Below are 14,048 nucleotides of genomic sequence, written 5' to 3' on the forward strand. Positions count from 1 at the left end.
CATGCCTCCGACCTCGGTGGCTCGGCGTGGCGGAATGGACGGAGGCCGCAGGGCGTTCGAACCCACACGAGGTGTCACCTCTACCCACGGGTAACATGACATCGACTTTTCCCACCCGGTTTTCACCAAAGTGAGGCAGTAGATGACAGAGCGGATTCAGGTCGGCGGGCTCCAGGTGGCGAGCGTTCTTCACGATTTCATCGAGAACGAGGCGCTCCCCGGTACCGGCGTAGATTCCGCCGCGTTCTGGGCCGGTGCCGAGCAGATCATCAACGACCTCGCCCCGCGTAACCGCGCTCTGCTCGCTGAGCGCGACGAGTTCCAGGGCAAGCTCGACGCTTGGCACGGCGAGAACCCGGGCACCGGCTACGACAAGGCCGCCTACAAGCAGTTCCTGACCGAGATCGGTTACCTCAAGCCGGAGCCGGCCGCGTTCCAGATCGCCACCGAAAACGTCGACACCGAGATCGCCACCACCGCGGGCCCGCAGCTCGTGGTGCCGGTGATGAACGCGCGCTTCGCGATCAACGCCGCCAACGCGCGGTGGGGCTCGCTCTACGACGCGCTCTACGGTACCGACGCCATCCCCGAGGCCAACGGCGCGGAGAAGGGCAGCGGCTACAACCGCGTGCGCGGCGACAAGGTCATCGAGTGGGGCCGCAACTTCCTCGACGACGCGGTCACCCTGATCACCGGTTCGCACCTCGGCTCGGCGTACTACAAGATCGTCGACGGCGAGCTCGAGATCGGTCTGGAAGACGGCACCGACATCGGCCTGGCCGATCCGTCGCAGCTCGTCGGCTACCTCGGCGACCCCGAGGTCCCGACCTCGATCCTGCTCAAGCACAACGGGCTGCACATCGAGATCCAGGTCGACGCCACCTCGCCGATCGGCTCCACCGACACCGCCGGTGTCAAGGACATCGTCCTGGAGTCCGCGCTCACCACGATCATGGACTTCGAGGACTCGGTCGCCGCGGTCGACGCCGACGACAAGGTCGTCTGTTACCGCAACTGGCTCGGCCTGATGAAGGGCGACCTGGCCGAGGAAGTCTCCAAGGGCGGCAAGACCTTCACCCGCACCATGAACCCCGACCGCGTGTTCACCGCGCTCGACGGTTCCGAGCTGGTCCTGCACGGTCGTTCGCTGCTGTTCGTGCGCAATGTGGGTCACCTGATGACCTCCGACGCGATCATCGACGCCGAGGGCAACGAGGTCGGCGAGGGCATCCTGGACGGCCTGATCACCTCGCTGATCGCCGTGCACTCGCTCAACGGTGACAACACTCGCCTCAACTCGCGCACCGGCTCGGTCTACATCGTGAAGCCGAAGATGCACGGCCCCGACGAGGCCGCGTTCACCAACGAGCTGTTCGGCCGGATCGAGGACGTCCTCGGCCTGACCCGCAACACCCTCAAGGTCGGCATCATGGACGAGGAGCGCCGCACCACGGTCAACCTCGCCGCGTCGATCGAGGCCGCCAAGGACCGCGTGGTGTTCATCAACACCGGCTTCCTCGACCGCACCGGCGACGAGATCCACACCTCCATGGAGGCCGGGCCGATGGTCCGAAAGGCCGAGATGAAGGCCCAGACCTGGATCACCTCCTACGAGGACTGGAATGTCGACACCGGCCTGGCCAAGGGCCTGCCCGGCAAGGCGCAGATCGGCAAGGGCATGTGGGCCATGCCCGACCTGATGGCGGGCATGCTCGAGCAGAAGATCGGCCACCCCAAGGCCGGCGCCAACACTGCCTGGGTGCCCTCGCCGACCGCTGCCACCCTGCACGCCACCCACTACCACCTGGTGGACGTGTTCAAGCAGCAGTCGCAGATCGCCAAGGGCGGCCCGCGCGCCACCGTCGACCAGATCCTCGAGATCCCCCTCGCGCAGTCCACCGACTGGACCGACGAGGAGAAGCGTCAGGAGCTGGACAACAACTCCCAGGGCATCCTGGGCTACGTGGTCCGCTGGATCGATCACGGTGTCGGCTGCTCCAAGGTGCCCGACATCAACGACATCGGCCTGATGGAAGACCGTGCCACCCTGCGCATCTCGAGCCAGCTGGTCGCCAACTGGCTGCGCCACGGCATCGTCACCGAGGCCGACGTGATCGCCAGCCTCGAGCGGATGGCCCCGGTCGTCGACCGCCAGAACGCGAACGACAAGACCTACCGCCCGCTGGCCCCGAACTTCGATGACAACATCGCGTTCCAGGCCGCCAAGGAACTGGTCCTGGAAGGCACCACGCAGCCCAACGGCTACACCGAGCCGATCCTGCACCGGCGTCGTCGTGAGTTCAAGGCCGCGCAGAAGTAGTTCTGCCGATCGCTTGAAAAGTAGCTCGTAGCAGCACTTTTCATTTGAGGCCCCGCATCGGAGACATCCGAGGCGGGGCCTCTGCCATCACCGGAGATCACCTCGGATACCGGCTCGTCACGCTCAAAACGGTCACCAAAACGGTCACAGACAGAACGTGCTGACATCGTCCACAGAAGTTGTCCACCATCGGGTTCGCTTCTCTCCTTCCGCTGACGTTGCGGCAATGCGGCATGGGTTGTGGCCGCCCGGTGTCGGATACAGGACCGCTTCGCAGACTTCCCGAGTCCCCGATACTTGGGCGAGTGCATATGTAGACGCTCGCCTTGAAGTTGCCCGGTCGTCGGCGTGTCGGAGTACGACGCGCGGGGGAATTGCAGGACTTAGCAACCAGGCAGCTAACTGCCTATACTGTGAAACGTCAACCATTAGCTTGCATCAAGCCTGTGCGCGGCCGATTACCCAATCACGAACGCCCCGAACTCGTCCTACCTGGCCAGCTCGGGGCGTTCGGCGTTGCACGGATAGGAGGCCGCGTGGTCTGCGCGACCCCGCTCATGCCATGCGCGGCCTGCGCAAGATCCTCACTTGGTCCCGGCTTCAGTCATGTGGGGGTGCCGCGCCGAGTGTCCGCTGCCCGAGCGGAGCGCGGTCGGGACCGGCCTGGGCTGATCTTGTGGGTCTCTCGGTGTGGGGTGGTGTGAGTTCGGTGAGGCATCGCGCGGGTGACGATTAGGACCTGCGTGGTCGCGGGCGGTGCATCGGCAACCAGAAGCGCGGAGTCGTCGGCGGTCCGGCCGGGCACGGGGCATGGCTGAAACAAGCAAGACGTCCGGTAGTCGCCGAAGGACGCTGCTGTCCCATTGGGGCACACGGTGTGCGACGGCTGCGAGGAGGGTGCGCATTCCTGGGGCAGCGAGACCCCCGGGGTAGGGCGTGGGTAAGTATGTTGGCTTGGGTCCAGAAGGCATGCGCACGTTGTTCTCAGTGGTGCGCTGAACTTTGGTGGATATCGGTGGCACGGCAATCATGTGTCCGTTCAGGTGTTGGTGGCTCTGGATGCTGCGGTTCGGCATCAAGTGGGATGTGTCCGTCGCAGCAGGCGAGTAGTCGACGATGATCCGTGCCGGCTCGCGGGACTGTTCGAACCAAAGTAGACGTATTGCCTAACATAGATATGCGTATCTAAGCATATTGTGTGATTCCCTCTCGGCGTCGGGAGTCATCCTCGGTTACATACATTCGCTGCCGAGCAGGTAAGGCCTCGGGCCCAAATGCGTGGCGCGTATGGCAGTTCCGGGTCGGCCGCTGAAAATCTGGACCCGATCGGCGCAAATGTGTCCCCGCAGTTCGGCGGCAGATTCTGCGTACATGCGCGTGCTACGAAACCATCAGGCACAACGATGGGCGACGTTCATGCAGAAAACTGTGTCCGGTACGGGTCATCGTGTGCCATCGGTTCGATCTACGCTTCCGGTCCTGGACCTCCCGGAGCGCCGAGGCGCGGTGACTGAGGAGAGCGCCGTCGTGGCATGCATGTCGAGGTCGAGGCCTGCGCCGCCGCGTCGGCCGACGCTGGATTTTTCCGGTTTGGGCCAGGAATAGTCTGACGTGCTGCAGCGGCGTCCCGAGGGATCGCGCTATCGCACTGAACGATTCCCCCGCTCGCCACCTACGCCACACCTCGTCCTGACGAGCCGTAGACATCCAAGACCGTCGAATACATCGCGATCTTGACCGGTTCTACCGGACACATCGCTGTCGATATGCATGTCGCCGGATTCGTTCGCGGCGCTGGCGTCCACTGTCGCGAGTATGGTCCGATCAATGCCCTGATCACACAAGCTTCCGTCGAATTGGATTGCAGTGCAGGTGCTCTCGATGCTGCGATCTGGAACTACATGAGCGACCCAGATCGTAGAGGGGACACCACGATTGCGTGACCTGCCGGAACTTCCGCAGCGTGGCCGGCTCTATCTCGCCACCGGCATTCCATACCGGAAGGCGCTGAAGGACTACTTCAACCAGGAGGGCAATACGAAGGTCTGGACTTTGGACTACGGCTACCGTGCCGGCGATCTCATCTTGACCGCCATCCAAACTTCACCGCGGATGTTCATCGCGCTTGAAGTCGCGCTGACAGGCGGCGCCGAGGGGGCTAGCATCCAGGTCGACGGAGACCGCAGCGTCGAGTTCAACAACGGCATTCTGGCCGACGCGGTTGCCAAGCGCGCCGGGATCGATCGGTTCGACTTCCAGCACTATTACAAGGGCTCCGATGCTCGACGCATCTGGAAGGCACTCGACGAGGAATACTGGCTGAACAAGCCATGGTTCACTCCCGAACGCTGGACCGATCTGCAGGACGAGCGGGAATGACCGCCGTTCCGTCGCCCCTGCCTGGTGGGAATTGCCACTGTCGGAGAAGGGCGAGCTCGGGCTCGACTGGCCGCGCCCGCCGGTCAGCTGTCCGCGATCGCGGCGACGACCCCGAGGTACTCGTACTGTTCTCGCACCAGGCTACTCATGCCGGAGTGCGGCGAGACGGATACCACATCATCTCCCACCGCGATCCCGGTCAGAAACAGGCCTGTTCCATCGAGCAAGAGCATCAGATCGGCGGGTGTGTAGCACCGCAGGGTCTGGCTGATGGGGTGGTCCGGATCGGCCGGTTCCCACCAGGTGTCGACCACGGTGCAGGTCACCGGGTCGAAACGGACCCGCTCTCTGAGCTCGTGGTCGTAACCAGCAGCGGCATTCGGCATCCGATGCTCCTCGTTGCCGTCCCAACCGGCCCAGACAAACGGGTTGAAGACATCGATGAGGGCTGTTCCGCCCGGCCGAAGCCACTCGTACCCGATCCGGCAGAGCAACCGGCGCTGGTCCGCATCGGAGCCGACTCCGAATCCGTTCTAGTAACACACAGCATCGAATCGTTCATCGAGATGGACTTCGTAGAAGTCGGCCTTGTGAACGATCAGGCAGCTGGCCGCGAAGTCCTGAGCCAGTCCGGCGGTAAAGTCCGCGCGGTCGCTGACCTCGACCGCAGTCACCACGTATCCTGCCAGGGCAGCCGCCACGGCAGTCGAGCCATACCCGGACCCCAGTTCCAGAATCCGTCCCTCCGGACTTCCGTGCGCGCGGAGAAGATCCACCCGGCGACGGTCCCGCTCGGTCAGCCGAGCCTCGGCTCCGCCCCACCACGAACCGCTCCTGGAGTAGAACTCGCGCACCCATTCCACGGACGCAGTCAAACAGACGCCACGTGACCGAACCAAGCGAATTACAGGCGGCGCAGGTGGATCGCAACCATCCGGACTGCGAGATGGTCGACGTCTCGGTCCGCTTCGTCGCGCCGATCCCGGTCTAGGCGGTGTGACTGATCGCCGAAGTCGCGAGCCGAGGTCGAGAGACCGACACCGAGGGAATTTGGGACGGTTGAACACCGCCTCTGCCAGGCGACTGCCCCATCAACCAACAAGGGCACCAACACATCCCGAACAGGGGCAATTGCCAGTGTGTGCCAGATGTGGTTTTCAGTGAGCGTCGACCTAAATGGTCTGGTGGACAGAAAGATGCGTTTTGACGGGTAGCCGCGGTCAACAATCGCGGCTCGGCCTCCGCGGCGGTCGCCGGTGAATCGACGACGGTGCCATGGAGACCGAGCACGTCGATCAAACGCACGGACGAACTCTTCGTGAGTCGGCGACGATCCGACGACGACCGGTTTCGACTCGCGATTGTCGGTTACTTCCGCAGCGACGCCATCATCCTTTCGGCGTTTATCCGGGCACCGAAAATAGCCTGGCTGAATGCAACACCTCAAGCGCACCGGCCAATTCAGTCTCCTGACATCGTCCTCGCCGTCGGGTGGCACGACGTAGCCGCCCACAGCCGTGTGTTGTACTTCCTCGGCGAGGGCGGCTGGCATTGCCGGACAACATCATTCGTTCGCGGTGTCCTGGTGACGCCAACCTTGTCGCCCCACCGCATCGCTAATGGGCGCCCGCCGCCGTACCCCAATCCTCTTGTGCCACAATCGCCGGAATGACCACATTCAGACTTGCGTCCGCCTCGCTCGCCCTCGCGGTCGCTGGTGTCCTCGCCACGCCCGTCACCGCTGCGGCCGAATCCTATCAGCCACCCCAATTGGCGTTTGTCGCCACCGGCGAGGACGCGATCACCGCGACGATCACCAACCCGAATTCATCGGGAGTCTGTTGGGCGGTGATCGCCGTCGATGGGTCGGTCCATGAATTCGCCGAACACAACCCCGCTGGCACTGCGAGCGCGGGCGCGACCATCCACCCTGTGCGTTCGGGGTTGGCAGCGGGTAGGTACCGGCTCAGCGGTTTCTGCGGAACCTCGCACACCTCACCGGACCAGGTCAGAGGCGCTGATTACACCGTGGACGTACCCGCGACAAAACCGTCGACCGGATCAGCGGGGCTCTAACCCGGGTCGGCACGCTAGGTTGAGACGTCACCGGCTGCGCGCCTGGTCTCGACGACCAGTCCGTTGAGCTACAGGCGCTGGCCCACGCATCGCCTCAAGCATGCCTGCAGCTGACCTGACTGGGACTTCCGTCGGCGCGCAGCGGGAGTGAAGCTGCGGGCGTCGGGGAGGGGAACGTGGATGGCGCGCTCGGTCGGCGTCACTCCCCAGGCGGTCGACGGCTTTCTGAACAACCACGAGCGCCAGGCCCGCAAGTTCGACGCCGATCCCGATGAGGCCAGACCCCGCACGATCGCACAGTGGGTCGAACCGCGTATCGTCCCCACGATCGAAGCCTTCGCTGACTTACTAGTCCCCATCCTCCATTTCGACAACGATCCCACCGAAGTGCCCCTCCTGTATGGTCGCGGGATGCCCGTCGATGAAGCACACACCGCTTCGGCTGACCTCGAGGCATTCCTCCGCGGGGGAGCCCTCCGGGCTTTCGCGAGTGTCAGCGTAGTAGGCGATCATTCCGCCACTCAGGTGAGTGTTGAAGCCGGTGACCCGGCGGCCCGCCTTGTCGGTCGTGCGGTAATAGCAGTCACCGCAGACCGCGCGGGGATAGCGTTCCTGGTAGATCGCCGGTCGCTGGCAACGCGGGCAGGGCTGGGTGTATCGACGTCCGGCGACCGGGCCTGACATCAGGAAATCGTGGCGGGCGAGGATACTTCGCGCAGTGTCTTCGCGATGGGGGCTGCGCCGCAGTTGGATGAGAACGAACTCGGCGTAGTCGGCTGTCTCGGCATCGATCGCCGCGCGGCCTGGCATGTCATCGATGCGGGTGAGGCCGCCCTCGTAGGCCTCGATCGCCACTCGATGTGCGGCCGAGAGTTCGTGGTCGGGGATGTCGCGGTGGGAATGCTCGGCTCGTGCCAGGTGTTCGGCGATCACTGAGTCGATGGTCTTCCCGGCAATCGACAGGAGCCCGCTGCCGCAGCCGACCGTGGATACCAGAACGTAGCCGTCTGTGTCACCGTCCTCTCGCCCTATCGTGTGCAGGAAGGCGAAACCTCGCCCGTAGTGGGCATTCTCGAGCAGGTCGTGTCGGTACGGGACGAGGGTGTTGGGATTCGAGGCAAAATCGCGCGCGGCAACCAGCGCTTCTTCCAAGGTCGACGGAGGGTTCCAGTTCGGCCGCTTCATGATCACGAGCCTATAGTGTCGGTATCGCTCATCTGTTCGAGTATTCTGGTGAACATTTAGGTAGACGACCTAGTTCGGATCGGAGCGGGTGGGGTTTCGCAGTTTCGAGTCCTGGAGATCGACGAAGAGCGAGCCTTGATCGAGACCACACTGGATTGTTCTGGCTCTGGCAAGTGCCCGTTTCGGCTCATGGGAATCGATGAGAACGGCCGTTTCGTGAAAAAGCCTGGGGCTGAGCACTATTGGGCACTGACGGGTGGGTTCTGGACAATTGGAACCCGCGCCAAGTGGTCGCAGGTTCAAATCCTGTCAGCCCGACAGTTGAAACCCCTCTGACCTGGTTCGGAGGGGGTCTTCTCGTATCTGGGCATTTGACGTTTTTTGCCCCGCCACCACAGAAACCCCTCATTTTTGAATCTGATCGGTTGTCCAGGATGGGTGGATGCCCCACCGTGCGTCCTGATCTTTCGGCTCGCCCGCCCCATAGACCCGCACAGCGCCGACGGTACTCGAATCGAGTGCTTCCTCCGGGCGATAGCGGGCGAGCGAAGAGGGATGTACGCGTGCGGCTCGCCATCGCGTGTGAAAGTCCTCCTCGCTCGGCGATGGCGGATGAAGCGTGGCTCGTGTGATCGAGGTACCCAACCGCATAGGGTGGGACCGCCCCGCGACGTGGCGGCGGCGCGTGGGTGAATGGGGAAGGCTCGTCTCGGCCGATCGATCGGCCGAGACGAGCACGTTCGCGCACGAGTCGAGAGCCTCAGCCTGGGTTTCCACGAAAGACGCGCATCGTTGTTGTGGTTTGTCGGGCAAGGGATGTCCGCGATCTCATCGCGGCGGCGATCGGGCCCGGCCCGCAGACCTGGAGTGACTGGCCCGATCGCCGCCTCTAGGCGTGGTAGTGGGATATGGCGAGTGGGTGGGGTTCCTGCGTCAGTGTTGCCAGGGCGGTCGCGATTTCGTGGATGTCGGCTTTGACGTAGGTAGTGGTGGTGCCAGGTCAGTGGGTGGTGTGGCCGGCGTAGGCACGGGCGGTGGCGTAGCCGTAGTGGCGTTCGACCCAGGTGAGGGTGGTGTGCCTGAGCCAGTGTGTGGTGACTTGTTGTGCGGCGACCCAGGGGATGTGGGCGGCCAGTCTGGACCAGAGGTTGTCGTAGCGGCGGGAGGTGAGGGGCCGTTTGTCGCCGAAGCGCAGTAGCGGGGTGTCGGGGGTGCTGCCGCGTCGGGTCCCGTGGCATATGAGATGGTTCATGAGGGTGGGCGACACGGGCTGCCATCGGTGGTCGCCCTTTTCGCGGAGGCGTACGAGGCAGTGCTGGGGGTCGAGGTCATCAGGGCGCAGTCGCAGTGCGCCCTGGCGGCGGCATGCAGTTTCGGTATGCAGGCGCAGCAGCAGGGAGTCGAGCGCGGGATCGTTGCCGGTGGTGGCGGCGGTATCGCAGATTTGTTGAAGGTATTCCGGTGGGATGGCGTGGCGGTGCGACGGTGTGCGGGCGGGGATGATCAGTGTGCGGGCGGGGTTGTTGTGGGGATGGATCCATTTGTTGTGTTCGGCGTACCGGTAGAGGCAGCGCACGGCACTGACGAAGTGCTCGCGTGCGCTGGCGCCGTTGCGTGTGCCTCGTTGTGTGCGGCTGTGGGTTTGAGCGTGTTGGGCGAGCTGGGTGAGTTCGGCGGTAGCCGGTTCGTCGAGTGGCCGGTCTGCCCACAGTGTTTCGAGGTTGCGCAGGTGAGTGTTGTAGGTCCTCAGCGTCCCGGTGGTCAGGGTCGGTCGCAGCTCGGGCACAGCGCACGCGAATGTCGGGGCGTTGCTGGGGAGCTCGAGTAGGTCGTGGGGCGTCAAGCCCAGATGGGCGAGGACCGAGCGTGCCGTATCGAGAGCAGGGCGAGTTGCGGGAGCGGGCGTATTCATCGGGTGGTGTCCACACCGGTGACGGCGGGTGAGAACAGGTGGTCCAAGGCTGATGGAGGATAGATTCTCAGTTGCCCGGCGGATTGGTCGGCGACGAGCAGGACCTGATCGCCGATGGTGATGTTGGCCTGTAGGCGTCGCCGGTTGGGTACGCGGAAGTAGTGGTTGGACGTGACGTGGGTTTCGCCGGATTCGTCACGGCGGATTGTCAGATGGTATTCGTCAATCTCGATTGCCAGGGGAGTCCCTGGTTCCCAGCACAGTGTGTCGAGTACGGCGCGGTTGAGGATGCGGCCTGCTGGTCCGAGTTGCCCGGTGCGATATGTCAGCGGAGTTCGCTGGGTTGGTGTCGCAGCAGGTGCGGTGCGTGGTGCTGGCATGGAGCGGTTGGGTGCTATGGGTTGTCGTGTGCCGAACGGGATGAGAGGTGGGGCGATGCGCTCAGGCGAGGCGACGCCACGGTAGCCGCGTGTGGGTGCCGGGTTCTGGATGGAGAGCACGGTTCCTCCGAAACTTGGTTGCCCGCTGCTGTGTTGGGATGCGGGTAGATGGGCGTGTCCGGATGTATTCGACACCGATCGTCTCCGCGGACGCGGTGTGTGAGCGCTCTTGACAGTTGATCGTGGCATCGCGAGTGCTGCACGGCTTGGGGCTCTCGGATGGGTTCAGCAGTGTGGTGGCCGGTCCGAATGTGGTTGGGCTGGTTTGGTTCCCGAATCCGGCAGGGTTGGTTGCAATGCTGGGTCTGCTCGCGCTTCGCTCACGCGAAGCGGCGGCACGGGCCAGTCTGAGCGCGGAGAACCGTGCTTCGTGCGCGAGCAGTTTCGTAGCTCACTCGCGCACGCCAAGTTGGAGCATTTGTGACGCAAGTGATGAAATGTTACCGATTTGGAATAGGAATTGCCCGAAAAGGGTGATGAGTGTGCGCAAGAGGGGACTTCGACCCACGCCACCTGGGGTTTTGTGGGGCATTTCTGACCACCCAGTCATCTATCCCGCCACTAGATGTGTCGCTCGGCGCCTGTGCGCTGCACTGGCTGCGCCGAAGAAGTCCGACACCTACTTCCCGTCTGTGTTCGAAGTGGCGGCTTCGCCGAGTGTTCACTTTTCTGAGATTTCACGGTTTGTCGGTGACGGTCTCTGGGCGGTCGATGTAGTGCGCTTGGGCTATCGCGCGGTGTTGCCGAGCTGGCGGGCTTCGGGTTCGGGATCTTCGTAACCGTTGTCGACTGTGGGGGCGGCACCTTTTCGGATCCGGTGTCCTCGAGGGCATCGCACATTGCTTCAGCGAGGCGGTTTGGTGCCTCGCCTGCCGTGTGTACGGTGCGTCCGATGGTTTGGATACCTCATGTGCCGCAGTAGCAGGCGGTGGTGTGCGCCAGGTGCCGTTGCCGAAATTTCCGATGCGCACCTGTGTGCAGAGTGTGCTCGGCATGCGATTGCTGCCCGCGCTGCAGTTCCTCTGAGGGAGGGAGCTCGGCCACCAAATCTGTGACGGCACGGCGCATGAGGTCCGTGCGAAACGACGACTTCGCCACTCGGACATACCCTAGGGCGACGACGAGAAGTAGTCCCTCCGACGTATCCAGATGCGCTGACCGAAACGCGGATCGACTGAACGGAGTATCGACTTGTCGGCGTGCGCACGGCGCGCAGGGCTCAACAGGCGTGTGCGCACGACCGTGTGCACATAGGTATTCAGCGTCTTGCAGTATCCGGTTGACCGGTTGGCCGCGACCCAACTTAGGGAAGACGAGCTTTGCGGTCCGGCCATCCACGTAGTGGCCCGAGCGAACCTGTGTCACCTATGTCGGGGGCACTTTATCGGCGGCTACGCAACTTCGACGCGTGCGCACGCCCCTTGGTGGAAGACTACGCGGAGTTATGGCGGCCGCACCCTTGTGTCGTGCGCACACCCGGGGTGGGCAAATGCCCTGACCCGCAGCCGGTCCGGTAGATGACCGCAGAAGCGACGTGAGCTTGACAGGTACAAGATGGGCTAATCAACGTCCAGTCGAGTAGCGACCGTTCGTCGCATCGTGTGAATTGACTGGCGCCCAGACGAAAATTCAGGTTTCATGGACGGTGGAAGAGCCGCTGACAGGGGTTACAGGAGTTCTGTCATGTCATCTTCCAGTCAACCCCCTTCGCCGGATCCGGCTAACCGCCCGGTCGAGCGTGATGGTGATGCCGATCCCGACGCGGTCCGGGTCGTCGCCCCTCGAGACCTACCCGTTCTCAATGCTGCTGCAGCAGCTGCACTTTTGCGGCTGCTGCAGCGAATCCCGCGTTCAGCGCCAAACGACGACAGTTCGGAGAGATCATGACTCAGCTCAGGTTCGCGTTCGCCGGACGCGTGTCGACAGAGGATCAACAAGACCCCGAAGCTTCCCGCAACTGGCAACTGGGGCGGGCCAACGCGTTGATCGAGCGCCACGGCCAGGTCGTCGCCGAGTTCTTCGATGTCGGCCAATCTCGCTCGATCCCGTGGAAGCGCCGACCTCAGGCCAGCCGACTTCTCGAGCTACTCAAGAACCCTGACCGCGGCTTCGACGCGGTAGTGATCGGAGAGCCTCAGCGCGCGTTCTTCGGCAACCAGTTCGGCCTGACCTTTCCCGTCTTTGTCCACTACGGCGTCCAACTCTGGGTACCCGAAGTCGGTGGCCAGATCGACCCGGACTCCGAAGCCCACGACATGATCATGTCGGTCTTCGGTGGAATGTCCAAAGGCGAACGCAACCGAATCAAGATCCGAGTCCGCGCCGCCATGGCAGCACAAGCGCGGGTCGAAGGCCGCTACCTCGGCGGTCGACCTCCATACGGGTACCGACTCGCCGACGCCGGCCCGCATCCGCATCCGGGCAAAGCCGCCGACGGCAAAAGGCTGCACCGTCTCGAACCGGATCCCGTCGCTGCGCCCGTCGTCCAACGCATCTTCGCCACATATCTGTCTGGTGTGGGTGTTTTCGCCATAGCCCAGCAACTGACGGCCGATGACATCGCTAGCCCTTCGGCTCACGACCCCGCGCGCAACCGTCACCGCTCAGGTATCGCCTGGTCCAAAAGCGCGATCCGAGCAATCCTGACCAACCCCCGCTACACCGGCTACGAGGTTTGGAACAAGCAACGAAAGCAGGAATCACTTATCGACGTCGAAGACGTCGCCTTGGGGCACGAGACACACTTGGCGTGGAACGCCAAGGATCAGTGGGTCTTCTCCGATCAGCCAGCACACGAGGCCCTCGTCGACCGCTCGGCATTCGAGCAAGTACAGCTTCTCCTTAAATCGCGCGGCCCTCAGACAACCGGACGAGTCACCTCCCGACGTAAGCACACCTACGTCTACAAGGGCCTCATAATCCACGAAACCTGTGGCCGGCGGATGCAAGGCAACTGGAACCACGACAAGCCCTACTACCGCTGCCGCTACCCCTCGGAGTACGCGATCGCCAACAAGATCGACCACTCACCGACCGTCTACCTACGCGAGGAGCAGATCGTTGGCTCCGTCGACGAGTGGCTCGCCCAAGCCTTCGCCCCGGAGCGGATCGAACACTCGCTGCAGATGCTCGAGAGCGTCCGAACACAACACAATCCCGAAGTCGAGGTGACTCGACGGCTACTGACCGAGCAGAACCGAAAACTGGCAACCTATCGGGAGGCGCTCGAAGCGGGGGCCGATCCACAACTCGTGGCCTCTTGGACCAATCAGGTGCTCAGCGAGAAGCACGTCATCCAGAGTCGTCTTGCCGCGCTTGATCAGCAGACAGCTGGACACTCACTGATGAGCAGGGACGAGATCAGAACCTTAGTCAGCTCCGTGGGCGGACTACTCAACGCCCTGCGCCGGTCAGATCCCGCCGACAAACATCAGGTATATCGACAACTCGGCGTAAAACTGACCTACAACGACAACACACGGATGGTGATCGCCGAAGCGATACCATCCGTGTGCGTAAAGAACGTGTCCGGAGGGGGACTTGAACCCCCACGCCCTAATACGGGCACTAGCACCTCAAGCTAGCGCGTCTGCCATTCCGCCACCCGGACTTGCTGGTGTGCCAAAAGATTATCCGACGCGCCGTCGGAAACCAAATCGCCTAGCTGACCTGCTGTTTGTTCAGGTTCTGCACTCGGCGCTGAGATCAGACCGACGAGGGATACCGAGGGTCCGCG

General features: G+C 63.2%; 9 protein-coding genes, 1 tRNA gene and 1 pseudogene. 5 read left to right on the forward strand and 6 right to left on the reverse strand.

The genetic code is table 11. From position 1 onward, the window contains the following. Positions 1–142: 142 nt before the first annotated feature. Entirely contained in the window at positions 143–2,320 is a 2,178-nt protein-coding gene (locus tag ACWDXS_RS03005; RefSeq protein ID WP_449961357.1) for a malate synthase G, read from the forward strand. Positions 2,321–4,255: 1,935 nt separating this feature from the next. Continuing rightward, on the forward strand, positions 4,256–4,699 hold the full coding sequence (locus tag ACWDXS_RS03010; RefSeq protein ID WP_449961360.1) for a hypothetical protein: 444 nt from the start codon (positions 4,256–4,258) through the stop codon (positions 4,697–4,699). A gap of 83 nt (positions 4,700–4,782) precedes the next feature. Here the strand turns inward: ACWDXS_RS03010 and ACWDXS_RS03015 are convergent, their stop codons facing one another. Together ACWDXS_RS03015 and ACWDXS_RS03020 are read right to left on the reverse strand one after the other, a co-directional pair. Beyond that, complete coding sequence (locus tag ACWDXS_RS03015) at positions 4,783–5,085, reverse strand: hypothetical protein (protein ID WP_449961362.1); 303 nt, start codon at positions 5,083–5,085, stop codon at positions 4,783–4,785. A 147-nt stretch (positions 5,086–5,232) separates the two neighbouring features. After that, complete coding sequence (locus tag ACWDXS_RS03020) at positions 5,233–5,562, reverse strand: class I SAM-dependent methyltransferase (protein ID WP_449961364.1); 330 nt, start codon at positions 5,560–5,562, stop codon at positions 5,233–5,235. A gap of 805 nt (positions 5,563–6,367) precedes the next feature. On the opposite strand from ACWDXS_RS03020, the gene ACWDXS_RS03025 reads away from it, so the two are divergent. Then, positions 6,368–6,775, forward strand: coding sequence for a hypothetical protein (locus tag ACWDXS_RS03025; protein WP_449961367.1), 408 nt, complete (start codon positions 6,368–6,370; stop codon positions 6,773–6,775). Positions 6,776–7,123: 348 nt separating this feature from the next. Here ACWDXS_RS03025 and ACWDXS_RS03030 read toward each other — a convergent pair whose 3' ends face one another. The 3 genes from ACWDXS_RS03030 to ACWDXS_RS03040 form a co-directional block, all read right to left on the reverse strand. Then, positions 7,124–7,960: a hypothetical protein gene (locus ACWDXS_RS03030; RefSeq protein ID WP_449961369.1), complete on the reverse strand. Its 837-nt coding sequence runs from the start codon at positions 7,958–7,960 to the stop codon at positions 7,124–7,126. A 1,000-nt stretch (positions 7,961–8,960) separates the two neighbouring features. Then, positions 8,961–9,872 carry a tyrosine-type recombinase/integrase gene (locus ACWDXS_RS03035; protein WP_449961371.1) on the reverse strand — a complete coding sequence of 304 codons (912 nt, stop codon included), beginning with the start codon at positions 9,870–9,872 and terminating at the stop codon, positions 8,961–8,963. Then, positions 9,869–10,372, reverse strand: coding sequence for a hypothetical protein (locus ACWDXS_RS03040; RefSeq protein ID WP_449961374.1), 504 nt, complete (start codon positions 10,370–10,372; stop codon positions 9,869–9,871). Before ACWDXS_RS03040 ends, ACWDXS_RS03035 begins: the two co-directional genes overlap by 4 nt. Before the next feature lie 837 nt (positions 10,373–11,209). Here ACWDXS_RS03040 and ACWDXS_RS03045 point away from each other — a divergent pair. Further along, on the forward strand, positions 11,210–11,338 hold the full coding sequence (locus tag ACWDXS_RS03045) for a hypothetical protein (protein ID WP_449961376.1): 129 nt from the start codon (positions 11,210–11,212) through the stop codon (positions 11,336–11,338). A gap of 857 nt (positions 11,339–12,195) precedes the next feature. Continuing rightward, a pseudogene (locus tag ACWDXS_RS03050) lies at positions 12,196–13,104 on the forward strand (recombinase family protein); the annotation flags it as partial. Between the two features lie 733 nt (positions 13,105–13,837). Here ACWDXS_RS03050 and ACWDXS_RS03055 read toward each other — a convergent pair. Next, positions 13,838–13,922 (reverse strand) — tRNA-Leu (locus ACWDXS_RS03055). Positions 13,923–14,048: the final 126 nt, after the last annotated feature.

It is taken from the genome of Nocardia sp. NPDC003183 (genome assembly GCF_053590715.1).

What these genes read in the sequence shown, in the direction of transcription:
- ACWDXS_RS03030 (WP_449961369.1), bottom strand. Translation starts at nt 7,960, where the DNA reads ATGAAGCGGCCGAACTGGAACCCTCCGTCGACCTTGGAAGAAGCGCTG.
- ACWDXS_RS03035 (WP_449961371.1), bottom strand. Translation starts at nt 9,872, where the DNA reads ATGAATACGCCCGCTCCCGCAACTCGCCCTGCTCTCGATACGGCACGC.
- ACWDXS_RS03015 (WP_449961362.1), bottom strand. Translation starts at nt 5,085, where the DNA reads ATGCCGAATGCCGCTGCTGGTTACGACCACGAGCTCAGAGAGCGGGTC.
- ACWDXS_RS03005 (WP_449961357.1), top strand. Translation starts at nt 143, where the DNA reads ATGACAGAGCGGATTCAGGTCGGCGGGCTCCAGGTGGCGAGCGTTCTT.
- ACWDXS_RS03025 (WP_449961367.1), top strand. Translation starts at nt 6,368, where the DNA reads ATGACCACATTCAGACTTGCGTCCGCCTCGCTCGCCCTCGCGGTCGCT.